Source organism: Nitrospirillum viridazoti CBAmc (assembly GCF_000730165.1).
In the GTDB taxonomy this organism is placed as follows: Bacteria; Pseudomonadota; Alphaproteobacteria; order Azospirillales; family Azospirillaceae; genus Nitrospirillum; species Nitrospirillum viridazoti.
Window position 1 is genome coordinate 1550829 of record NZ_CP022110.1, and the last position, 21857, is coordinate 1572685.

The 21857-nt window shown below is 67.3% G+C and carries 27 protein-coding genes and 1 tRNA gene; 24 read left to right on the forward strand and 4 right to left on the reverse strand.

What is annotated here, in order from left to right:
* The first annotated feature begins 41 nt into the window (after positions 1–41).
* The 8 genes from Y958_RS07170 (at position 42) to Y958_RS07205 (ending at position 7572) form a co-directional block, all read left to right on the forward strand.
* On the forward strand, positions 42–653 hold the full coding sequence (locus Y958_RS07170; protein ID WP_088871454.1) for a riboflavin synthase: 612 nt from the start codon (positions 42–44) through the stop codon (positions 651–653).
* Positions 650–1786, forward strand: coding sequence for a 3,4-dihydroxy-2-butanone-4-phosphate synthase (ribB, locus tag Y958_RS07175; RefSeq protein ID WP_004273884.1), 1137 nt, complete (start codon positions 650–652; stop codon positions 1784–1786). Before Y958_RS07170 ends, ribB begins: the two co-directional genes overlap by 4 nt.
* 12 nt (positions 1787–1798) lie before the next feature.
* A complete protein-coding gene (gene ribH, locus Y958_RS07180) occupies positions 1799–2263 on the forward strand; it encodes a 6,7-dimethyl-8-ribityllumazine synthase (protein ID WP_088871455.1) in 465 nt (154 codons plus the stop codon).
* 258 nt (positions 2264–2521) lie between these two features.
* Entirely contained in the window at positions 2522–3079 is a 558-nt protein-coding gene (gene nusB, locus Y958_RS07185; RefSeq protein ID WP_244909220.1) for a transcription antitermination factor NusB, read from the forward strand.
* A 34-nt stretch (positions 3080–3113) separates the two neighbouring features.
* Positions 3114–4193: a thiamine-phosphate kinase gene (gene thiL, locus Y958_RS07190; protein ID WP_088871457.1), complete on the forward strand. Its 1080-nt coding sequence runs from the start codon at positions 3114–3116 to the stop codon at positions 4191–4193.
* A gap of 175 nt (positions 4194–4368) precedes the next feature.
* Positions 4369–4821: a flagellar basal body-associated FliL family protein gene (locus tag Y958_RS07195; protein ID WP_088871458.1), complete on the forward strand. Its 453-nt coding sequence runs from the start codon at positions 4369–4371 to the stop codon at positions 4819–4821.
* Between the two features lie 2 nt (positions 4822–4823).
* Positions 4824–5312: a GNAT family N-acetyltransferase gene (locus Y958_RS07200; RefSeq protein WP_088871459.1), complete on the forward strand. Its 489-nt coding sequence runs from the start codon at positions 4824–4826 to the stop codon at positions 5310–5312.
* A gap of 136 nt (positions 5313–5448) precedes the next feature.
* On the forward strand, positions 5449–7572 hold the full coding sequence (locus Y958_RS07205) for a sodium-translocating pyrophosphatase (RefSeq protein ID WP_088871460.1): 2124 nt from the start codon (positions 5449–5451) through the stop codon (positions 7570–7572).
* 78 nt (positions 7573–7650) lie between these two features.
* Here the strand turns inward: Y958_RS07205 and Y958_RS07210 are convergent, their stop codons facing one another.
* Entirely contained in the window at positions 7651–8133 is a 483-nt protein-coding gene (locus Y958_RS07210) for an outer membrane protein assembly factor BamE (RefSeq protein ID WP_040847061.1), read from the reverse strand.
* A 142-nt stretch (positions 8134–8275) separates the two neighbouring features.
* On the opposite strand from Y958_RS07210, the gene Y958_RS32760 reads away from it, so the two are divergent.
* The 8 genes from Y958_RS32760 to Y958_RS07250 all read left to right on the forward strand — a co-directional run bounded on the left by Y958_RS32760 (position 8276) and on the right by Y958_RS07250 (position 13991).
* Complete coding sequence (locus Y958_RS32760; protein WP_088871461.1) at positions 8276–8941, forward strand: ubiquinol-cytochrome C chaperone family protein; 666 nt, start codon at positions 8276–8278, stop codon at positions 8939–8941.
* Positions 8942–8968: 27 nt separating this feature from the next.
* Entirely contained in the window at positions 8969–9619 is a 651-nt protein-coding gene (locus tag Y958_RS07220) for a YceD family protein (RefSeq protein ID WP_088872542.1), read from the forward strand.
* A 238-nt stretch (positions 9620–9857) separates the two neighbouring features.
* On the forward strand, positions 9858–10049 hold the full coding sequence (rpmF, locus tag Y958_RS07225) for a 50S ribosomal protein L32 (protein ID WP_081486680.1): 192 nt from the start codon (positions 9858–9860) through the stop codon (positions 10047–10049).
* A gap of 36 nt (positions 10050–10085) precedes the next feature.
* Positions 10086–11159: a phosphate acyltransferase PlsX gene (plsX, locus tag Y958_RS07230; protein WP_088871462.1), complete on the forward strand. Its 1074-nt coding sequence runs from the start codon at positions 10086–10088 to the stop codon at positions 11157–11159.
* 29 nt (positions 11160–11188) lie between these two features.
* Complete coding sequence (locus Y958_RS07235) at positions 11189–12163, forward strand: beta-ketoacyl-ACP synthase III (RefSeq protein WP_088871463.1); 975 nt, start codon at positions 11189–11191, stop codon at positions 12161–12163.
* A gap of 279 nt (positions 12164–12442) precedes the next feature.
* Positions 12443–12754: an integration host factor subunit alpha gene (locus Y958_RS07240; protein ID WP_040847058.1), complete on the forward strand. Its 312-nt coding sequence runs from the start codon at positions 12443–12445 to the stop codon at positions 12752–12754.
* Between the two features lie 48 nt (positions 12755–12802).
* Positions 12803–13570: a MerR family transcriptional regulator gene (locus Y958_RS07245; RefSeq protein WP_244909221.1), complete on the forward strand. Its 768-nt coding sequence runs from the start codon at positions 12803–12805 to the stop codon at positions 13568–13570.
* Between the two features lie 344 nt (positions 13571–13914).
* A tRNA-Pro gene (locus Y958_RS07250) sits at positions 13915–13991 on the forward strand.
* 58 nt (positions 13992–14049) lie between these two features.
* On the opposite strand, the gene Y958_RS07255 is transcribed toward Y958_RS07250, so the two are convergent.
* Positions 14050–14382, reverse strand: coding sequence for a hypothetical protein (locus Y958_RS07255; protein WP_425600658.1), 333 nt, complete (start codon positions 14380–14382; stop codon positions 14050–14052).
* 183 nt (positions 14383–14565) lie between these two features.
* On the opposite strand from Y958_RS07255, the gene cutA reads away from it, so the two are divergent.
* Positions 14566–14898, forward strand: a complete 333-nt coding sequence (gene cutA / locus Y958_RS07260) for a divalent-cation tolerance protein CutA (RefSeq protein ID WP_186291102.1) — start codon at positions 14566–14568, stop codon at positions 14896–14898.
* Positions 14899–14900: 2 nt separating this feature from the next.
* On the opposite strand, the gene Y958_RS07265 is transcribed toward cutA, so the two are convergent.
* Entirely contained in the window at positions 14901–15356 is a 456-nt protein-coding gene (locus Y958_RS07265) for a CoA-binding protein (RefSeq protein WP_088871465.1), read from the reverse strand.
* Between the two features lie 105 nt (positions 15357–15461).
* On the opposite strand from Y958_RS07265, the gene Y958_RS07270 reads away from it, so the two are divergent.
* The 7 genes from Y958_RS07270 (at position 15462) to Y958_RS07300 (ending at position 20765) form a co-directional block, all read left to right on the forward strand.
* Complete coding sequence (locus tag Y958_RS07270) at positions 15462–15959, forward strand: PaaI family thioesterase (RefSeq protein WP_088871466.1); 498 nt, start codon at positions 15462–15464, stop codon at positions 15957–15959.
* Between the two features lie 286 nt (positions 15960–16245).
* A complete protein-coding gene (rplM, locus tag Y958_RS07275) occupies positions 16246–16707 on the forward strand; it encodes a 50S ribosomal protein L13 (RefSeq protein WP_004273148.1) in 462 nt (153 codons plus the stop codon).
* 3 nt (positions 16708–16710) lie between these two features.
* Positions 16711–17193 (forward strand): 30S ribosomal protein S9, encoded by a 483-nt coding sequence (gene rpsI, locus Y958_RS07280; protein WP_050898408.1) that lies wholly within the window; start codon positions 16711–16713, stop codon positions 17191–17193.
* A gap of 239 nt (positions 17194–17432) precedes the next feature.
* On the forward strand, positions 17433–18047 hold the full coding sequence (locus Y958_RS07285) for a hypothetical protein (RefSeq protein WP_088871467.1): 615 nt from the start codon (positions 17433–17435) through the stop codon (positions 18045–18047).
* Between the two features lie 162 nt (positions 18048–18209).
* Positions 18210–18965 carry a Crp/Fnr family transcriptional regulator gene (locus tag Y958_RS07290; RefSeq protein ID WP_145727823.1) on the forward strand — a complete coding sequence of 252 codons (756 nt, stop codon included), beginning with the start codon at positions 18210–18212 and terminating at the stop codon, positions 18963–18965.
* Between the two features lie 168 nt (positions 18966–19133).
* On the forward strand, positions 19134–19550 hold the full coding sequence (gene arfB, locus Y958_RS07295; RefSeq protein ID WP_040849022.1) for an alternative ribosome rescue aminoacyl-tRNA hydrolase ArfB: 417 nt from the start codon (positions 19134–19136) through the stop codon (positions 19548–19550).
* Positions 19551–19559: 9 nt separating this feature from the next.
* The gene (locus tag Y958_RS07300; RefSeq protein ID WP_088871469.1) at positions 19560–20765 is read left to right on the forward strand and encodes a BaiN/RdsA family NAD(P)/FAD-dependent oxidoreductase; all 1206 of its coding nucleotides are present in this window, start codon (positions 19560–19562) and stop codon (positions 20763–20765) included.
* Between the two features lie 45 nt (positions 20766–20810).
* Here Y958_RS07300 and Y958_RS07305 read toward each other — a convergent pair whose 3' ends face one another.
* Complete coding sequence (locus tag Y958_RS07305) at positions 20811–21719, reverse strand: sterol desaturase family protein (protein ID WP_088871470.1); 909 nt, start codon at positions 21717–21719, stop codon at positions 20811–20813.
* Positions 21720–21857: the final 138 nt, after the last annotated feature.

Below are 21857 nucleotides of genomic sequence, written 5' to 3' on the forward strand. Positions count from 1 at the left end.
TCCACTCGCCAGCCGGGGCGGCCGGGCCTAGTTTGTCGCCCATGTTTACTGGACTCATCACGGATGTCGGGCAGGTCACCGCTGTTGAACGGCGTGGCGATACCCGTTTCACCATCGCCACCGGGTTCGACCTGGACACGGTCGCCATCGGCGCCTCCATCGCCTGCAACGGCGTCTGCCTCACCGTGGTCGAGAAAGGCCAGGACGGCGGCCCAGGGGGCGGCCGCGGCTGGTTCAAGGTGGACGTGTCCGCCGAAACCCATTCCAAGACCACCACCGGCACCTGGCAGGCCGGCACGCCCGTGAACCTGGAGCGGTCCTTGCGCCTGGGCGATGAGTTGGGCGGCCACCTGGTCTACGGCCATGTCGACGGCGTGATCGACATCGTCGACGTGCAGCCGGACGGCGACAGCCAGCGCTGGTGGTTCGACGCGCCGCCGCACCTGGCGCGCTTCATCGCCGCCAAGGGCTCCGTCGCCCTGGATGGCGTGTCGCTGACCGTGAACTCGGTCGAGGGCACGCGCTTCGGCATCAACATCATCCCCCACACCCAGGAAAAGACCACCTTCCAGCACCTGAAGGCTGGCGGGGTGATCAATCTGGAAGTCGACATGCTGGCGCGCTACGTCGCCCGTCTCGCGGAAACGAAATGATGAGCAACACGCCGGTCTCCGTGGCCCTGTCCACCCCTGAGGAATTGATCGAGGAGGCCCGTGCCGGCCGCATGTTCATCCTGGTGGATGACGAGGATCGAGAGAACGAGGGCGACCTGGTCATCCCGGCGGAATGCTGCGACGCGGCCGCCGTGAACTTCATGGCCCGCCACGGCCGCGGCCTGATCTGCCTGTCCATGGACACGGCCCAGATCAACCGGCTGAACCTGCCGCTGATGTCGCGGGACAACGCCTCGCGCCATCAGACGGCCTTCACCGTGTCGATCGAGGCGCGGGAAGGGGTCACCACCGGTATTTCCGCCCCCGACCGCGCCCGCACCATCGCCGTGGCCATCGACCCCAACAGCGGCCCGCAGGACATCGCCAGCCCCGGCCACATCTTCCCGCTGGTGGCGCGCGATGGCGGCGTGCTGGTCCGTGCCGGCCATACGGAAGCGGCGGTGGACTTCGCCCGCCTGGCGGGCAAGCTGCCGGCCGGCGTGATCTGCGAGATCATGAAGGACGACGGCACCATGGCCCGCCTGCCGGACCTGCTGCCCTTCGCCGCCGAACACGGCCTGAAGATCGGCACCATCGCCGACTTGATCGCCTATCGTCGCCGCACCGAAACGCTGGTGGAGCGCACCTACACCACCGCCATCGAAAGCCGCCACGGCGGCCACTTCACCGTGCATGTCTACAAGAACCGCATCACCGGGGCGGAGCATCTGGCCCTGGTCATGGGCGACGTCGCTGACGGCCGGCCGGTGCTGGCCCGCATGCACGCGCTGGAGGTGGTGCACGACCTGCTGGGCGATGTGCGGCGCCAGGGCGCCGGCGACCTGGACATCGCCATGTCCACCGTGGCGCGTGAGGGCCGGGGCGTCATCGTCGTCATCCGCGACGCGCAGCCCTTCTCGCTGCTGGACCGGCTGCGGGCGCTGGACGGTGCCGGCGCGCCCGACGGCGGTCAACTGCGTGACTATGGTGTGGGTGCGCAGATCCTGCTGGATCTGGGGGTCAAGGAACTGCACCTGCTGACCAACAATCCCAAGACCCTGGTGGGGGTCGAGGGCTACGGCCTGACCATCCTCAGCCAGCGTGCCATCCCGCCGCGCCCGCCGGTCGCCTAAAGGAGCCGCCGCTTGGCCGAAGCCCCCCACATCATGATCGTCGAGGCCCGGTTCTATGAGGACATCGGCGAAGAATTGGTGCGCGGGGCCGTGGCCGAGATCAGCCGGGCCGGTGCCACGTATGAGCATTTCCAGGTGCCGGGAACGTTCGAGCTGCCGGCGGCCCTGCAGTACGCCGTGAAGTCCATGGACTTCTACTCCGGCCGCCGCCGCTTCGACGGCTATGTGGCGCTGGGCTGCCTCATCCGGGGCGAGACCACGCAGTATGACACCGTGGCCGCCGAATGCGCCCGGGGCCTGAATGAGCTGGTGCTGCGCCATACCCTGGCGCTGGGCTACGGCGTGTTGACGGTGGAGAACCGGGAACAGGCCTGGGCCCGCGCGTCGGTGGCGCAGAAGAACCGGGGCGGGGAGGCGGCCCGCGCCTGCCTCGACATGATCGAGCTGAAGCGGCAGTTCAGATTGAATGCGCGCTGATGCGCGATTTCCTCAGGCGCCGGGCGGCCGCCTCCGCGGCCTTGGCTATCCTCGCTGCGCCCTGCGGTGCTCGCTGCGGCGGATGCGGTCGCGTCCTACAACGGCATGAATGCCGTTAGTTTTAATTGTAGTATTGGCCGCTTTACGGGCAGGCCGGCTATGCCGGATGATTTTTCGGTTGGCCGGCGGGCCCGGCTGCCGCATCTTTCCCTACTTTCCGATTCCCCTTCCTTCCTGGCGAAAAGCGTTCCCGACATCATGGCTCCCCGCAAAAAGGTCACCACCCCCACGCCCACGCCGGAAGTGAAGCTTCCCACGCCCAAGCGGGCCGGTTCCGCCAAGGCACGGCGCAGCGCCGCCCGTCTGAACGCCGTACAGGCGCTGTACCAGATCGAGCTGACGGAAAGCTCGCCCGAGGTGATCATCACCGAGTACGCCAATTTCCGCCTGGGCCAGGAACTGGACGGCGACCGCTACGTCTCGGCGGATGGGGAACTGTTCGCCGCCATCGTGCGCGGCGCCACCTCGCGCCAGCATGAGATCGACCCGGTGCTCAGCCAGGCGCTGGACCGCCAGCACCTGGACCGGCTGGAACTACTGCTGCGCGCCATCCTGCGCGCCGGCGCGTGGGAACTGCTGGCCGGCGGCGACACCGCCGCCCGCATCGTCATCAACGATTACATCGACGTGGCCCACGGCTTCTTCGCCGGCCGGGAACCCGGCATGATCAACGGCGTTCTGGACAAGGTCGCCCGTATCGTCCGCCCGGATGAGCTGGCGTCCCGCGCCAGCGGCACTGAGGGCGCCCAGGGCTGACGCCTGCCCCAACCGTGAGAGGTTGACCCAGCGGATGGTGGACACGGGTACCGATCCCTGCACGCCGGCGCTCGCCGCCGTCGCCAAGCCGGACAAGGCCGCCGACCAGCCGCTGGGGGAATTCGACCGCATCGCCCGCTACTTCCGTCCGTTGGCCCAGGGCTTTCCCGGGGCGCAGGGCCTGCGCGACGACGCTGCCTATGTCACCGTGCCGCCGGGCAAGGAACTGGTGGTCACCACCGACGCCATGGTGGCCGGCGTCCATTTCTTCCCCGACGACGCGCCCGGCCTGGTGGCCAGCAAGCTGCTGCGCACCAACCTGTCCGACCTGGCGGCCAAGGGGGCGGAGCCCTTGGCCTACAGCCTGGTCACCAGCCTGCCGCGCACCCTGCCGGAGGATTGGCTGGCTGGATTCGCCGGTGGCCTGGCGGCCGACCAGGCGGAATTCGGCATCCACCTGCTGGGCGGGGACAGCACCGTCACCGACGGGCCCATCACCTTGGCCATCAGCGCGCTGGGCCTGATCGACGCCGGCACGGCCGTTCGCCGCGTCGGCGCCGGGCCGGGTGACCTGGTCTTCGTCACCGGCACCATCGGCGACGCCACGCTGGGCCTGGCCCTGGTCCGCCAGCGCAAGGGGCCCGTGCCCGAGGATGACCGCCAGTTCCTGCTGGACCGCTTCTATCGCCCCCGGCCGCGCCTGGGCGTGGGGCCGGTGCTGCGCGCCGGCGCCACCGCGTCAGCCGACGTGTCGGACGGCCTGCTGGCCGATCTGGGGCACATCGTCCGCGAAAGCGGCCTGGTGGCGGTGGTGGAGGCCGGGCGCATTCCCCTGTCGCCACCCGCCCGCCGCATGCTGTCCGGGCATGCGTGCACCATCACCGACCTGGCCACGGGCGGCGAGGATTACGAGGTGGTGTTCACCGTCCCGCCGGCCAAGCGCGCCGCCGTCATGGCCGCCGCGGCGAAGGCCAAGCTGACCATCACCGAGATCGGCAGCCTACGTCCCCTGGCGGCCGGCGGCGGCTTCACCGACGGCACCGGTCCCGCCCGGCTGGTGGACGCCATGGGCCGGGACATCACCCCCCGCGCCGCCGGCTGGCAGCACTTCTGATCCTGGTCTATTGTGCCAAATGAGGGAGCCCTTTTTGGGGAGCCTTGCCCTTGGCTGGGCACGGTTTTTTAACGCCCTGGCGTCAGGATGGCGCCCGAGGGTGGCACTCCGCCCCGTCGCGTTCCTTTTTCTGAATGCTTATCCCGCTCGATTCTTGTCCCCTGGATTCTTGTCGATGAAGAAAATCCTTTTCCTGGTGGTGGCGCTGCTGGCCCTGATCGGCGCCGGCGTGGGCGGCTACATCTTCCTGGTCCACAAGGACGGTCAGCCCAAGGTGGAGGAGGAAAAGAAGAAGCCCGTGGGCCCGCCGCAGTTCGTGGACATCGGCCCCTTCGTCCTGCCCGTCATGGGCGACAAGCAGATCGAGCAGAACCTGCTGCTGCAGGTGCAGATCCAGGTGGCCAGCGACGAGGCCAAGGACAAGGTCAAGGAACGGCGCTACATCCTGCAGAACGCCTACATCGAGACACTGTACGGCAAGTTGGGCCAGCAGCAGATCAAGGCCGGGCAGGTCATCGACGTGGTGGCGGTGCGCCGCTGGCTGATCGAGGCCACACCCAAGGTGATGGGCGAGGGCGTGGTCGATGACGTGCTGATCCAGGCCGTCAACCAGCACCCGGCCTACTGACGATGGCGGACGTGGTCATCCGCCCCTATCGTCCCGGTGACGAGTCGGGCATCGCCGAACTCATCGTCCCCATCCAGCGGGAAGAGTTCGACATTCCCATCACCTATGCCGAACAACCGGATCTTCGCGATATTCCAGGCTTTTACCGGCAGGATGCCGGGGAATTCTGGGTGGCGGTGGAGGGGAACTGCATCGTCGGCACCATCGCGCTGAAGGACATCGGCGACGGCGCGGCCGCCTTGCGCAAGATGTTCGTGGCGGCCAGTCACCGGGGGGCGCCACACCGGCTGGCCGCCGGCCTGCTGGCGACTTTGCTGGCACATGCCAGGGATCGGGCGCTGCGGGCCGTGTATTTGGGCACAACCGCTAAGTTCCTGGCGGCCCATCGCTTTTATGAGAAATGTGGTTTTTCCCAGATTACCCCCGACGAGTTACCTCCATCCTTTCCACGCATGGCGGTCGACACTCGGTTTTACTTTCTGACCCTTTAGACGCCACCTTGCGGGGGCGATTGCTTAAGCCCTGTTTCCATGTCACTTTTTTCAGGCTGAAACGGCGACCGACACCCAGCGTTCAGAATTGGGGCGGCGCCGGCTCTGGGAAACCAGTCTGGGAAAAGGAAACGACATGACAGGAGTGCTTCCCTTCGTGTGGGGGTGCGGCGCCTTGGCCGTGCTCTATGGTCTTTTCACCGCCAGGTCCGTTCTTTCCGCCAGCCCGGGCAACGCCCGCATGCTGGAAATCGCCGCGGCCATCCAGGAGGGGGCGGGGGCGTATCTCAACCGGCAATACCGCACCATCGCCGTGGTCGGCATCGTCATCGCCATCCTGCTGTACGTCACCCTGAAATGGTACGTGGCCCTGGGCTTCGTCCTGGGCGCCGTGCTGTCGGCGGCGGCGGGCTACATCGGCATGAACGTTTCCGTCCGCGCCAATGTGCGTACGGCGGAGGCGTCGCGCCATGGCCTGGCGGCGGGCCTGTCCATCGCCTTCCGCTCCGGTGCCGTCACCGGCATGCTGGTGGCGGGCCTGGCGCTCCTGGGCGTCTCCGGCTATTTCGGACTGCTTTCCCAACTGGGGATCACGGGGCGGCCGCTGATCGACGCCCTGGTGGCGCTGGGCTTCGGCGCCTCGCTCATCTCCATCTTCGCGCGCCTGGGCGGCGGCATCTTCACCAAGGGGGCGGATGTGGGCGCCGACCTGGTGGGCAAGGTCGAGGCGGGCATCCCCGAGGATGATCCCCGCAACCCCGCCGTCATCGCCGATAACGTGGGCGACAACGTGGGCGACTGCGCCGGCATGGCGGCCGACCTGTTCGAGACCTATGCTGTCACCACGGTGGCGACCATGGTGCTGGCCTCCATCTTCTTCGCCGGAACCGACCTGCTGGCGCCCTTGATGCTGTACCCGCTGGCCATCGGCGGCGTCTGCATCATCACCTCCATCATCGGCACCTACTTCGTGCGGCTGGGCGCCAGCGGCAACATCATGGGGGCGCTGTACAAAGGCCTGATCGCCACCGGCGTCCTGTCGCTGGCCGGCATCTGGGCCGTCACCTACTGGGTGCTGCCCGACCATCTGCAGACCGCCTTCTCCGTCAACGGCAAGGAATTCACCGGCCAGACGCTGTACTGCTGCGCCGTGGTGGGCTTGATTGTCACGGCGCTGATCGTCTGGATCACCGAATACTACACCGGCACCAACTACCGCCCGGTGAAGTCGGTGGCGCAGAGCTCCACCACCGGCCACGGCACCAACGTCATCCAGGGCCTAGCCATTTCCATGGAGTCGACGGCCCTGCCGGCCATCGTCATCTGCGCCGCCATCCTGGTGACGCACCTGATGGCCGGCCTGATGGGCATCGCCATTGCCGTCACCAGCATGCTGGCGCTCGCCGGCATGATCGTGGCGCTGGACGCCTATGGCCCCGTCACCGACAACGGCGGCGGCATCGCGGAGATGGCGGACCTGCCCGGCGACGTGCGGGTGACCACCGACGCGCTGGACGCCGTGGGCAACACCACCAAGGCGGTGACCAAGGGCTACGCCATCGGTTCCGCCGGCCTGGGCGCCCTGGTGCTGTTCGCCGCCTATAATGAAGACCTGCATTATTTCATGGCCAATCCCACCGACTATCCCTACTTCGCCGACCTGTCGGGGAAGCTGGACTTCGGATTGGACAACCCCTTCGTCGTCGTGGGCCTGATTCTGGGCGGGCTGCTGCCCTTCCTGTTCGGCGCCATGGGCATGACGGCGGTGGGCCGCGCCGCCGGCTCGGTGGTGGAGGAGGTGCGGCGCCAGTTCCGCGAGAACACCGGCATCATGGCCGGCACGTCCAAGCCCGATTACGGCCAGGCGGTGGACCTGCTGACCCGCGCCGCCATCAAGGAGATGATCATCCCCTCGCTGCTGCCGGTGCTGGCGCCGGTGGTGCTGTACTTCATCATCAACGCCATCGCCGGCAAAGGGGCGGCGTTCTCGGCGGTGGGCGCCATGCTGCTGGGCGTCATCGTCACCGGGCTGTTCGTCGCCATTTCCATGACGTCGGGCGGCGGTGCCTGGGACAACGCCAAGAAGTACATCGAGGAGGGCCACCATGGCGGCAAGGGCTCGGACGCGCACAAGGCGGCGGTGACCGGCGACACCGTGGGCGACCCCTACAAGGACACGGCCGGCCCCGCCGTGAACCCCATGATCAAGATCACCAACATCGTGGCGCTGCTGCTGCTGGCCATCCTGGCCCACGGCTGACGCGCACCATTCGAGTCCCAAACAAAAACCCCGGGGCGAACGCTCCGGGGTTTTCCTTATTCCATATCGGGGGGCGCTTTAGCCGCCACCCTTCTTCTTCTTGTCATCCTTCTTCTTCTCGCGGTTGAGGTTGCCCATCAACTGCTCCAGGAAGGTGACCTCGTGGCCGGCCGTCGGGGTCTCGCGGTCCTCGGGGCTGATGTCCTGCTGCTGGGCCAGGTCGACGTCACCGACGGTGCTGACCACACCCTGGTCGTTGAAGCTGACCTGCAACACCCGCTGCTGCACGACATCGGGATCGAAGAAGGCTTCGTTCTCGGTGATGGCGCCGATGTAGTACCAGACGTTGGCGTCCAGCGTGCTGGTGGTGCTGGGCGACCCCAGCGCCTTCTGCACATCTTCCTTGGTGCTGGTCCCCGGATGGACGTCGGCCAAGCGGCGGTCTTCCACCAGATTGCCGCGGTTGTTCACCGTGGGGGTGCAGGCCGTCAGCCCGATCCCGAGCAGGCCCACGCCAATCAGGCCGGCGGGAGACAGCAACTTAAGGGTCTTGTTCGGCATGGTCTAAGACGTTAATCCCAAGAACGTTGATCGCGGGTCGGCCCCGTTCCACGATTGAGGCACCGCCCGTCCGTCGCGGGGGATGCGATAATCCGGAGATTGAGGACCAACCGGCCCGGGTTCCAGGCCATCCCCGTCCGGCGTGACGTCCCTCGTCACGCTTGACCGGTGGACGACCACCCCCCATCTGGCCGGTGACAATCGCACCAGCCGCTTTGTCCTGTCAACGAAAGCCGGGTTCCGCGCCGTGATCGCCTTGCTGAAGTCCCTGTTCAGCCGCAACCGCCACCAGGCGGCCGTGTTGCGTCTCTATGCCGGCATCGTCGACCAGGCGCGCCGGCCGGAATTCTATACGGCGGCGGCGGGCCACGCCCGGGGGGTGCCCGACACGGTGGAGGGCCGGTTCGAGGTGGTGGCCTTGCACGCTTGGCTGGTGATGCGCCGGCTGGCGGCCGAGGGGCCGGATCTGGCGGCCCTCAACCAGGCCCTGTTCGATCATATGTTCACCGACCTGGACTTCAGCCTGCGGGAGCTGGGCGCCAGCGAGATGGTGGTGGGCAAGAAGGTCAAGGATCTGGGCACGCACTTCTATGGCCGGGCCGACGCCTACGAATCGGGCTTGAAGGGCGGGGCGGGGAAGCTGGAAGCGGCGCTGGACCGCAACCTCTTCGGCTCCACCCTGCCGGACGGGCCGGAGGTGGCGGCCGTGGCGGCATATGTCCGAACCTGTGCCGACCGGTTGGGCGCCCTGCCGGCGGCCGACCTGCTGGCGCGCGGGCCCACCTTCGCCCCCGCGCCCGTGTTTTGACTTCTTAAGAGTGTGGAGTTGCGCGTCATGGCCGACATGGCCCCTGAATTTTCCCGACCCGTTATCGCCGACAAGGTGTCCGCCCGCGAGAGCGTGGAGAAGATCACGGCCACCCCGGCGGAGCGCGCCGCGCTGGCCAAGCGCCTGGATCTCGTGACGCTGGACAGCCTGACGGCTCTGGTGCGCCTGCGCCGTATCCGGGGCGGCCAGATGGTGCGTGTCACCGGCGAGTTGGAGGCCGAGGTGGTGCAGAGCTGCGTGGTGACGCTTGAGCCGCTGCCGGCCCATGTGCGCGACACCTTCCAGGCCCTGTTCGCCCCGGCCCATCTGGTGCCCAAGGACGAGGACGAGCTGGATAACTTGGGCCTGGACGATGAGGCCGACCCGCCCGAGCCCATCGAGAACGGCCGCATCGACATCGGCGAGCTGGTCGCCCAGCACCTGTCGCTGGCCCTCGACCCCTATCCCCGCAAGGCGGATGCCGAGCGCTTCGTGCATGTGGAGGATTGGGAAGGCGAGGGCGAATTCCCCGACGCGCCCAATGAACCGCCCCCGGATATGGAAGGTGCGGATGAAGTGGAGTCGCCAGCCGACGACGCGGCGGCTCCGGCCCGGGACGCCGGTGAGGAGAAGCCGAATCCCTTTGCCGCCCTTGCGAAGCTGCGGCCCAAGACTTAATTTGGTCTTTGGCGCTTGCCCTTGCCGGGGATTTCGAGTACTTAAAGCGCCCTGTTTGATCCGGTCCAGGGTTGGGCCGGGTTCGTTGTCGTTTGACCCCATATCGTTTTCCGCAAGCCCGTCCCCAGTAAATTGGGGGTGGGAAAAGGATGACGGTTTCGCTAAAGCATGGGGCCTGACGATGGTTAGCAAGACGGCACATGAGTGGTCGTCTTAATCGAGTAGAGAGTAGACGATCATGGCCGTTCCTAAGAAAAAGACCTCCCAGTCTCGCCGCAACATGCGCCGTTCGCACCACGCCATCAGCGCCGGTGCGCACCACGAGTGCAGCAACTGCGGTGAGCTGACCCGCCCGCATCACGTCTGTGGCTCCTGCGGCCACTACGACGGCCGTGAGGTCGTCGTCGATACTGCTACCGCTGCCGCCTGATCCGGTTCGCACGGTGCTTGAGGAGGTCGCCGTCCGGTGAGCACACGCCTGCGAATCGCCCTGGATGCGATGGGCGGCGATCATGCCCCGGACATGGTGGTGGACGGCGCGGATATCGCGCGCGAACGCTGCCCGAATGTCGACTTCCTGTTCGTTGGTGACGAGCAGCGCATCAACGCGCTGCTTGACGCCCGGCCGGCACTGAAGGCGATCTCCCAGGTTCGCCATACAGCTGACGTTGTGGCCATGGACGCGAAACCGTCCGTGGCCCTTCGTTCTGGGCGCGGCTCCAGCATGCGCCTGGCGATCGACGCCGTGGCGTCGGGGGAGGCGGCCAGCGTCGTTTCCGCCGGCAACACCGGCGCGCTGATGGCCATGGCCAAGTTCGTGCTGAAGACTCTGCCGGGGATCGACCGGCCGGCCATCGCGTCCATGCTGCCCACCATGCGGGGCGACTGCGTGATGCTGGATCTGGGCGCCAACCTGGAATGCGACGCCGACAACCTGGTGCAGTTCGCGGTGCTGGGCACCGTGTTCGCCCAGACGGTGCTGGGCCTGCTGGAACCCACCATCGGCCTGCTTAATGTGGGATCGGAGGAGCAGAAGGGCCATGAGGCCATTCGCACCGCCGCCTCCGCCCTGCGCGCCACGCCGCTGGCCCGCAACTTCCACGGCTTCGTGGAAGGCACCGACATCGCCGCCGGCACGGTGGACGTGGTCGTGACCGATGGGTTCACCGGCAACGTCGCCCTGAAGACGGCCGAGGGCACCGGCAAGCTGTTCGGCGAATTCCTGCGCCGTACCTTCCAATCCTCCCTGCTGGCCAAGCTGGGCTATCTGCTGGCCCGCACCGCCTTCAACAAGCTGCGCCAGCGCATGGATCCCCGCCGGTACAACGGCGCGATGTTCCTGGGTCTGCAAGGCGTGTGCGTGAAAAGCCACGGCGGCACCGACGGGCTGGGCTTCGCCAACGCCATCTGCGTGGCGGTGGACCTGGTCCAGCACGGCTTCAACGAGAAAATCCGCAAGGAACTGGCCTTGCTGCAGGAAAGCCTGCAGGCGGCGTCCGCCGCCGCTTCCGGTTCCGACCCCCAGGCCGTTGCCCAGTGACGGCTTATCCCCTGACGGCTGGTTGAACGATGGTAATGCGCTCCGTGATCGTGGGCTGCGGCTCTTACCTGCCCGCCCGCGTCTTGACCAACGACGACCTCGCCAAGATGGTCGACACCTCGGACGAGTGGATCACCCAGCGCACCGGCATCCGCAGCCGCCACATCGCCGCCGAGGGCGAGATGACCTCCGACCTGGCGCTGGCCGCCGCCAAGGCCGCCTTGGCCCATGGCAACGTCGCGGTGGATGAGCTGGACCTGATCGTCCTGGCCACCGCCACCCCCGACCAGACCTTCCCCGCCACCGCCGCCAAGGTGCAGGCGGCCTTGGGCATGACCCGGGGCGCCGCCTTCGACGTGCAGGCCGTCTGCTCCGGCTTCATCTACGCCCTGTCGGTGGCCGACAACTTCATCAAGGCCGGCCAGGCGCGCACGGTGCTGGTGATCGGCGCCGAGACCTTCTCCCGCATCCTGGACTGGAACGACCGCGCCACCTGCGTGCTGTTCGGCGACGGCGCCGGCGCCGTGGTGCTGCGCGCCGAGGAAGGCGAGGGCACGGCCGCCGACCGCGGCATCCTGTCCACCCACCTGCATTCCGATGGCCGCCATCACGACCTGCTGTATGTCGACGGCGGTCCGTCCTCCACCCAGACCGTGGGCCATGTGCGCATGGCGGGGCAGGAGGTGTTCAAGCACGCCGTGGTCAACCTGGCCGAGGTGGTGGGTGAGGCGCTGGAGGCCAACGGCCTGACACCCGCCGACCTGAACTGGCTGGTGCCCCACCAGGCCAACCGCCGCATCATCGAGAACACCGGCCGCAAGCTGAAGATGGATCCCGCCCAGGTGGTGATGACCGTGGACCACCACGGCAACACCTCGGCCGCGTCCATTCCCTTGGCTCTGTGCGAGGCCGTGGCCGATGGTCGCATCCAGCGGGGCGAGCTTGTCCTGCTGGAGGCCATGGGCGGCGGTTTCACCTGGGGCGCCGCGCTGGTTCGCTTCTAGGCCGGGCCACTCATCCGCGGACTCACGCCGGCCGGCAAATCCGATTACCGATGTATTCAAGGGGCGTCCCGCCGGGGCGCCCCTTTGCCATTGCGGTGACAGCCCTTCCGCTTTCGCGGCGCACCATTCTTGGGTGCTCTGCAACAGCCGTTTCGCCCTGACGGATGGTCTAGCCGAATCTGACAAAACTTTGGCAAACCTTTGGAATTGACGGCTTTCCCGCCTGGCATTACCGTTCCCGCAGTTGGCGAAGGGGCCACTGGTTGAGGGAGGGCACCCATGGGAGATCACACCGTCACGCGCGCTCAGTTGAGCGAGGCCGTCTACCAAGAGGTAGGGCTGTCGCGGAATGAGTCCGCCGATTTGGTGGAAAGCGTGCTGGATGAGATCGCTTCCGCCTTGGGGCGGGGGGAAATGGTCAAGATTTCCTCCTTCGGGAGCTTCTCCGTGCGGTCCAAGGGCGAGCGCATCGGCCGCAACCCCAAGACGGGTGAAGAGGTGCCGATCCTGCCCCGCCGCGTCCTGGTGTTCCGCGCCAGCCACGTGCTGAAGAACCGCATCAACGAAGTCCTGTCGGCCAACGAGCACTAAGTCATGTCCGGCATGCCCGCGCCTGAGCCCCGGATACCGGCTGAAGACATGTCGGCTGATGGTGTCGAAACCGGGGACGACCTCGTCGCGCCCGACATGACGGACGCGGCCGATGGGGTGGTGGCGGACACGGACATCGAATCCGACCTCCCGGATGAGATGGGTCCGGATGAGGCGGGAAACGAGATGCCGGTGGCTGATCGCGGCCGCGCGGGGACCAAGTCGCCCACCGCCTTCCGCACCATCAGCGAGGTGTCGGCGGAGTTGGACGTACCGCAGCATGTGCTGCGCTTCTGGGAAACCAAGTTCCCCCACATCCGCCCCCTGAAGCGCGGCGGCGGCCGGCGCTATTACCGCCCGGACGATGTGGAGCTGCTGCGCCGAATCCAGGTGCTGCTCTATAAGGAAGGGTACACCATCAAGGGCGTGCAGCGTCTGCTGCGCACCGGCGGTGGTCGCACGTTGCCCCCTAATGCCCCCATCAGCGAGTCCGCCGGCGGCGCTGAAGAGGCCGCCGAGGCTGCGGATGAGAGCTGGGTCGAACCGGCACCGCCATCCCCGCCGCCCGCGCCCCGTGCGCAGCCGGAGGAGAAGCTGCGCATCATCGGTCTGTTCGACCACGATCCCGAGGCGGATCCCGAATGGTCGCGCACGCCGCCATCCGCGCCGGAGCCTGCGGCCCCCCGCGCCCATGAGCTGCGCCGGGCCCCCACGGAAAAGGTGGAGAAGGGCCTGTCAGCCCCGAAGCGTGAGGCGCTGGGCCAGGTGCTGGCGGACCTGGAAGAGATTCGCGACCTGCTGCGCCGCGTGGTGTAAGCAGCGCTCCCCCACCGCTATATGCGCCCCCGTATTAATCCCGTCTTGGCGGTGTCGCCCGCGCGGCTGTTCCTGCCCGTCGTCCGGTGCCTGGCGCGAGCGGGGTAACGAACAGCGTCGTCAAGCCGCCCGGGAAAGGTGATCCGATAAGCCTCCCGAGCCCGCTTTGGTGGTCCAATGCTTTTGGATCGCGCCAAAACGGGTCGGTAACTCGTTGATATAAAAATAGAAAATAAGAAAATTCATTTTTTTGACGTTTAGGCGTCCAACGCCGTTGCATCTGGTGAATCTCGTGGCTATAGTCCGCGCCCGAACCGCAGCCTACCGCGGTTCACTCGAGAGGTCGGAGCGTAGCGCAGCCTGGTAGCGCATCAGACTGGGGGTCTGGGGGTCGCAGGTTCGAATCCTGTCGCTCCGACCATCTCTCGAAACCATGAAGACGGCGCCGGTCCCGTGAAGGACCAGGCGCCGTTTCCATTTCAGGCACTTGTTTCCCCTGTGACCACCCTCCCGTCCGCCTTCCTGCGCGCCGGGGCCCGGCCGCACACGGCGCGGCCGGCATCCGTCAGGCGGCAGACCAGCCAATCGGGCTTCAGCGGGTTGCTGAACCACGGGGTGGCCCAGCCGGCCTCCAGGCAAGATTTCACCGTGGCGGCGGTGACCTTGCTGCCATCCGCCCAGAACAGGGGCAGCTTGCCGCCGGCCTGGTCCAGGCCGCGCCGCAGCCAGCGTTTCTGCACGGGCGTGGGAAGAAGTGGGGGCGGGGCCTCGTGCATGGGTGTTTCAGGAACAGCTGCCTTGCCGCGCGCCATGCCCAGTCTCCCCGTCAATCGGCCCATTCGGAACCGCCACGCCCTTTGGGCATGGCGCGGGGCCCGCCGGTATCTTACGCTGACGGGACCGGGCGTCAAACGGCCCCCTGCGCCAGGTGCTTGCGGCACCGGACGGCTGGCGGCGGCATCCGGGCGGAATATCTTCGAACCGAGAGGTGGGTGATGGCGGCGTTCCTGGTCTATATGACGGCGGCCTCGCGGGAGGAGGCGGAGACCATCGGCCGGGCGCTGGTGGAGGAGCGGTTGGCCGCCTGCGTCAACATCCTAGGCGCCAGCCAGTCCATCTATCGCTGGAAGGATGGGGTGGAAACGGCGGCGGAGGTGGCCTTCATCGCCAAGACCCGCGCCGACCGGTTCGAGGCGCTGACCAAGCGGGTCAAGGCGCTGCACAGCTACGACACGCCTTGCATCGTCGCCCTGCCGGTGGTGTCGGGCAATCCGGGCTTCCTGGAGTGGATCGCCGCCTCGGCGGCACCCGACGCCACCCACGACTAGGGTCAATCGCGCGCCTGTTCCCTGTTGGGCAGACCACCGGGGAACAGGCGGGGCAGGTCGATCTTGGGGCAGCGGTCCTGGATGACCGTGGCGCCCAATGCCCGCGCCTGGGCGGCCGATTCCTCATGGCTCACCCCCAGCGGCATCCAGATATAGGGAATGCCGCGCTGCGCCGCCTCCACCACGAAGGGGGCTATGGCCGGGGCGGCGCGGAAGATCTCCACGAAGTCCACGCCGTTGGGCAGGTCGGCCAGGGTGGCCACCACCGGTTCCCCCAGGATGGTGGTGCCGACATGGGCCGGGTGCACCGGGATGATCTTGTAGCCGTATTCCCGCTGCATGAAGGCCGGCACATAGTGCGAGGGCTTGGCCGGGTCGGGCGATATGCCGACGATGGCCACCGTCTTCGTTTTCAGGAAGACGTCGCGCAGGATGTCATCGGTGATCTTCTCGCTCATGGCTCACGGGATCCTTGTACGATAGGCAGCCACGGCAGGGTGTGCAGGGCGCCTGGGGACGGGTATACCGGACACCATAAATGGGATGAGGGGAGGGGTTTTGGAATGACGGACGACATGGACACGGGCCCCGATGCGTTGGCGCCCGACGCCAAGGCGGACGACAGGCTGGCGGCCATGGGCAAGGCGCCCGTCTTCACGCCGGTGGATTTCGACCGCTTGCTGGAAAAGGGATTGCCCCAGGCCCATCGCGCCGGCATCCGGACGAAGGAGATGGGGCACGGCACCATCACCCTGACCATGCCGGTGTCGGAGGACTTCCTGCGGCCGGGCGGCACCGTCTCCGGCCCGACCATGTTCGCGCTGGCCGACGTGGCGCTCTATGGCGCGGTGCTCAGCATGGCGGGGCACATCGTGCTGGCCGTCACCAGCAACATGAACATCACCTTCCTGCGCCGGCCGCCGGCCAAGCCGCTGCTGGCCTACGCCCGCATCGTGCGCATGGGCCGCAGCCTGGCCTATGGCGAGGTCACCATCCATTCCGAGGGCGAGGACGATCCCGTAGCGCACGCGACGGGCACCTATGCGATTCCGCGGGGCTGAGAGGCACACCGGGCGGGCCGCCTGGGATGGTTCCGCCAATGTCCTGGATTTATTGGGGAAAACGGAAACGGCGCCGTTTCGACGGTCTTAAAAATGTCAATAAAATCAATAGGTTTGAGCTATGGGTATTATGATACCGCAGTGGTAAGCATTTGATGGACGGTGTCTTTTTCCCGTTGACACCCGACCGTCACCGACATAAAAACCGCCCACTTCGGTGCCGGTCCCAGGAGCGGTGCCCCTGGGGCCCCTTTGGGCCCGGACCTCATTTTGAGTGAGTGCGCGGATGAAAACCTTGTCTCTCAAGCCGTCTGAGATCGAGAAGAAGTGGCTTCTCATCGACGCCGACGGCCTCGTGCTCGGCCGCCTGGCCAGCATCATCTCCATGCGCCTGCGCGGCAAGCACAAGCCGACCTACACCCCCCACATGGATTGCGGTGACAACGTCATCGTCATCAATGCGGAGAAGGTGAAGCTGACCGGCAACAAGCGCAGCGACGAAATCTTCTACTGGCACACCGGTTATGCCGGCGGCATCAAGCAGCGCAGCCTGGGCCAGATCCTGGACGGCAAGTACCCGGAGCGGGTCATCGAGAAGGCCGTCGAGCGCATGATCACCCGCGGCCCGCTGGGCCGTCGCCAGATGGGTAACCTGCGCGTTTACAAGGGTCCGACGCATCCTCACGAAGCGCAGAACCCCGAGGTGCTGGACGTCGGCGCCCTGAATCCCAAGAACAAGGGGGCCTAATCCATGGCTCAGACCATCAACAGCCTGGCCGACCTGAAGCAGGGCGCCGCCGTCGTGACGACCGAGGCCGCCGAGCCGGCTCAGCCGAAGATCGACGCCCAGGGCCGTTCCTACGCCACCGGCAAGCGCAAGGACGCGGTCGCCCGCGTCTGGATTAAGCCGGGCAAGGGCCAGGTCACGGTCAACGGCCGTGACATCACCGTCTACTTCGCCCGCCCCGTGCTGCGCATGATGATCAACCAGCCGTTCCAGATCGTCGGCCGCGTTGAGCAGTACGACGTGGTGTGCACCGTGTCCGGCGGCGGCCTGTCCGGCCAGGCCGGCGCCCTGCGCCACGGCATCTCCAAGGCCCTGACCTACTTCGAGCCGGCCCTGCGCCCGCCGCTGAAGGTCGCCGGCCTGCTGACCCGCGACCCGCGCGTGGTCGAGCGTAAGAAGTACGGTAAGGCCAAGGCCCGTCGTAGCTTCCAGTTCTCCAAGCGCTGATCCTTCAGCCGTTTGGCCCCAGTTGTTTCGACTGGCGACGGAAAGGCGTCTTCCCCCCGGGGAAGGCGCCTTTTCCTTTTGGTGTTTCGCGCATTCGTGCGAGAAGGCTCTACAAAAATGCCACCAAGTGGACCTTGCGCATCTGGTGGGCTCCGGCCACCGTCGCGGGGTCATGGGTCCATTTCAGGCCCAGGGAAGGCCGGGCCTAGGGAAGGCCAGGCCCAGAGAAGGATACACGGATGCCGGATCAGAAGCCGCACGGCCGCGTGCGCCGCGCCTTGGGCTGGCGGCCCAGCCCGCAGGCCCGCCTGTGGCTGCGACGGTTGCTGACCCCGCTGGCGGTGGCCGCGGCCTTGGCGTACGTGCTGGTCGACGTCTGTTTCCTGCCCCTGGTGCGACCATTCGCCAACCGCATGGGGCGGTGGGCGCCCTTCCAGGCACTGGGCCGCTTCATCGATCGCCTGGGGCCACGGACCACCCTGGTGCTGTTCCTGGTGCCGCTGGTGGTGCTGGAACCGGCGAAGCCGCTGGGCGCCTTCCTGATCGCCCAAGGCAAGACGCGCCTGGGCATCCTGCTGATCGTGGCGGCGGAGGTGCTGAAGCTGCTGACGGTCGAACGCCTGTTCCAGCGCAGCCGGCATAAACTGCTGACCATCCGCTGGTTCGCGCGGGTGCATGGCTGGATCGTCGGATGGATAAACCGGCTGAAGGCGCTGCCTGCCTGGCGGGCTGTCGTGGCCTTGGCCAAAGGGATACGGGCGATCCTGGTGCCGGCATTGTCCGCCGCCTGGCGGCAGGCGGCGCGGTCGGCGGCCTTGGCCCGCGAACGCCGCCGTTATCGTCGCGGCGGATAGGATATTGGAACGTTTCCAAACGGTGCGTATCCAAAAGACCTAAGGCAAAGGCTCGACTGTTGGGGGTCTGCCGTAGGGCATAAGGTGGCCGCCCGCCTGCGGCCCCCCGACAGGCAAGATGGGCCCGACAGGCAAGATGGGGTTGGGTGGATGACTGTGGACGTGACAAAGGGCAGTGCCGTGGGTGGTGCGGCGGCCCGGGGGATCGTGAATGAACTGGCGTCGGTGCCGGCCTTCGCCCGCCTGGCGCCCGACATGCTGTCCGCCTTGGCGGCGGCGTGCCACATCCAGGATCTGGGGACGGGCGACCTGGCCGTCCGGCAGGGAAGTCGCCTCACCGATATCCACGTCCTGCTGTCCGGCACAATGATGCTGGTCGCCGGCAATGCCGAGGTCGGGCAGCGCCGGGGACCGGAAACCACCTTCCTGCTGGCGGAGGCCCTGACCGGTGCGGCCGCCCCCGTCACCCTGCGTGCGGCGGGTGCGGTCCGCCTGCTGGTCCTGCCGCTGGCGGCGTTGCGCGCGCGCCTGGGTGATGGGGCTGACCTGGCCCTGTCGCTGATGGCGGGGCAGGCGGCACGGGAACGGGTTCTGGTGGAAACCGTGGCCGCCTTGCAGGACCTGTCGCTGCCCCAGCGCCTCGCTGCTCATTTGCTGAAGGAACACAACGACCGCCGCGCCGGCGGCCGGCTGGATTTGGACATGGGGGCCGTCGCCGCCGCCCTGGCCGCCACGCCGGAGGATGTGGCCTGGACCTTCACCGACCTGCGCCGCCACGGCGTGGCGCTGGAGGGTACGACGGCCGTGCTCAAGGATTTCGACGCCCTGCGCGCGCTTGCCACCCCCGGCCCGCTGCGTCGCCGCCAGGCGGAAGAATGGCCCGTGGCCATGTGGGACGTGGACGCCCCCATTCCCTGACGACGGCCCCTGACGGCACGTGACGGTGGCAATACGGCGCCTCAGCCATACGGGGCCGCCGTTAGACAAGCGGGGCAGGGCCGTTTAGGATCGCGAGCCTTCATTCCCTTGCTTTCGTTCCGTTCCATGTTGCCACCGTCCTCCCCGCCGCGATTCCAGGGCCCGACCGTGCTGGTCGCGCCGGGGATACGCCTGGCCGAGACGGAGTTGCAGGAAAGCTTTCTGCGGGCCGGCGGCCCCGGCGGGCAAAACGTGAACAAGGTGGAAACGGCGGTGCAGTTGCGCTTCGACGCGGCCGCCTCGCCCAATCTGCCGCAATGGGTGAAGGACAAGCTGAAGACCCTGGCCGGCCGCCGGTGGACGGGGGACGGCGTCATCGTCATCACCGCCCAGCGCCACCGCACCCAGGAGCGCAACCGTGAGGACGCGCGCGAGCGGCTGTTCGAGCTGATACGCGAGGCCACGGTGCGCCAGGCTGTGCGCCGCGCCACCCGGCCCACCCTGGGCTCACAGAAGCGGCGGCTGGACGCCAAGGCCACCCGCAGCGGCGTGAAGCGCCTGCGCGGTTCCGTCGACATCGATTAAGAAACCCGCATGACCGTTTCCAGCAACCCCGACGTCATCGTCATCGGCGCCGGCGCCGCCGGCCTGTTCACCGCCATCGCCGCCGGCAAGCGCGGCCGCCGGGTGGTGGTGGTCGACCACGCCCCCGAGGCTGGCGCCAAGATCCTGATCTCCGGCGGCGGACGCTGCAACTTCACCAACGTGGATGCGCAGCCGGCGCGTTACCTGTCGGCCAATCCACACTTCTGCATCTCGGCGCTGCGCCGCTACACGCCGCGCGACTTCCTGGACCTGGTGGAGCGCCACGGCATCGCCTGGCATGAGAAGAAGCTGGGCCAGCTGTTCTGCGACAACTCCGCCCGGGACATCCTGGGCATGCTGCTGACCGAGGCGGCGGACGCCGGCGTGGACCTGCGGCTGGACTGCGCGGTGCGGGATGTCCAGGGCACGGAAGGCGGCTTCGTTCTGGACACGGCGCGGGGGCGGATGACAGCGCCCAAGCTGGTGGTGGCCACGGGCGGCCTGTCCATTCCCAAGATGGGCGCCACCGATTTCGCCTATCGCCTGGCAAAGCAATTCGGCCTGAACGTCGTGACCCCGCGCCCCGGCCTGGTGCCCTTCACCTTCACCCCCCAGGATCTGGCGCGGACCCAGGGCCTGTCCGGCGTGGCGCTGGATGCTGTCGTCAAAGCCGGCAAATCGGCGTTCCGCGAAGCCTTGCTGATCACCCATCGCGGCCTGTCCGGCCCCAGCATCCTGCAGGCGTCCAGCTATTGGCAGCCGGGGCAGCCCGTCACCGTCGACCTCACGCCCGACCTGGATTTGGCCGAGCATCTGAAGGCGACCAAGCGGGCCCGTCCCAATGCGGAGCTGAAGACCATCCTGGGCGACGTCCTGCCCCGCCGCTTCGCCGAGCGGCTGTGCGGGGAGGGCGGCGCCAGCGGGGGAGAGGTGGAGAGCCGCCCCTTGCGCGACCTGTCGGACAAGGCCCTGGCGGCGGTGGGGGAGCAGCTGCGGCGCTGGACCGTGGTGCCGGCCGGTACCGAGGGCTATCGCACGGCGGAGGTGACGGTGGGCGGCGTCGACACCAACGACCTGTCGTCCAAGACGCTGGAGGCCAAGGCCGTACCCGGCCTGCACTTCGTGGGCGAGGCTGTGGACGTCACCGGCTGGCTGGGCGGCTATAATTTCCAGTGGGCCTGGTCCTCAGGCTGGGTCGCCGGACAGGCTCTTTAGCATCCTTCAGGTGGCGGGCGGCAGCCTAAGCGCGCATCAGACTGTTCAGTCTCCACCCGCCTCCGCCCGCGCTTCCATCACCACCGGCGCCTCCAGGATGGGGGCGGCCCTAGGGCGGCGGAAGGGGAAGGCCAGCTGGCCCAGGAAGGTCAGCGGCACGGCGTCGGCGGTGCCGATATCAACCGGCGGGCGGCGGTCCGACGGCAGGTAGCGGGTGCGGAAGATCACGTCCCACAGCAGCAGGTTTTCACCATAGTTGGTGTTGCCCTCGGCCGGGATGCGGCTGTGGTGCCAGCGGTGCAGGTCTGGCGTGTTGAACAGCCAGTTCAGGCCGCGGCAATCCATGTCCACGTTGCAGTGGGTGAGGAAGCCGATATAGGTGGTGATGACCAGCACCCAGACGATGACCTCCTTGGGCGCGCCCACCAGCATGCCCAGCGCCAGGGCGAACCCGCTGCTGAGCAGGCTGTCCACGAAATGGAACCGGCCGGTGTTCACCACCCACAGGCGGGTGACGCTGTGGTGCACGGCATGATAGGGCCACAGCCACGACACCTCATGGCAGAGGCGATGCGCCCAATAGAGGCCGAACTCCGCCACCACCAGGCCCAGAACCACCTGGGCGGCCATGGGCCAGTGGGCGGGCCAGAGTCCCCCGGCGGCGGCCGGCGCCACCTCATTGGCGCCAATCACGGCGGCGAGGCTGGCCAGGAACTGACCGATACCCTTGTTCAGGGCGGTGTGGCTGATGTCCTGACGCATCTGGCCATCGCTCTTGGCCCATGCCGCCTCATAGGGCATCAGGCGTTCAAGCAGCAGCAGGGCGGCGGCCATGCCGAAATAGGTGATGTTGTAGGTCAGGATGGGATGGCCCAGCGCGTTCCCATAGGCATAACCGGCAATGCACAGGGCCAACAGCCCCGGCCACGCGATCCAAGAAAACACCCGGCGCATTCGTCACCCATCGCAAGGCGCCCCGATGGTCATCGAGGACGCGGAACGGCAGCGGGGCCTGGCGAAACCAGCCTCTGGTGTGATCCAGTTTAAGACCGATCCCCCATACGACCAGGACCGCCCCGCTATCGTTTTGCG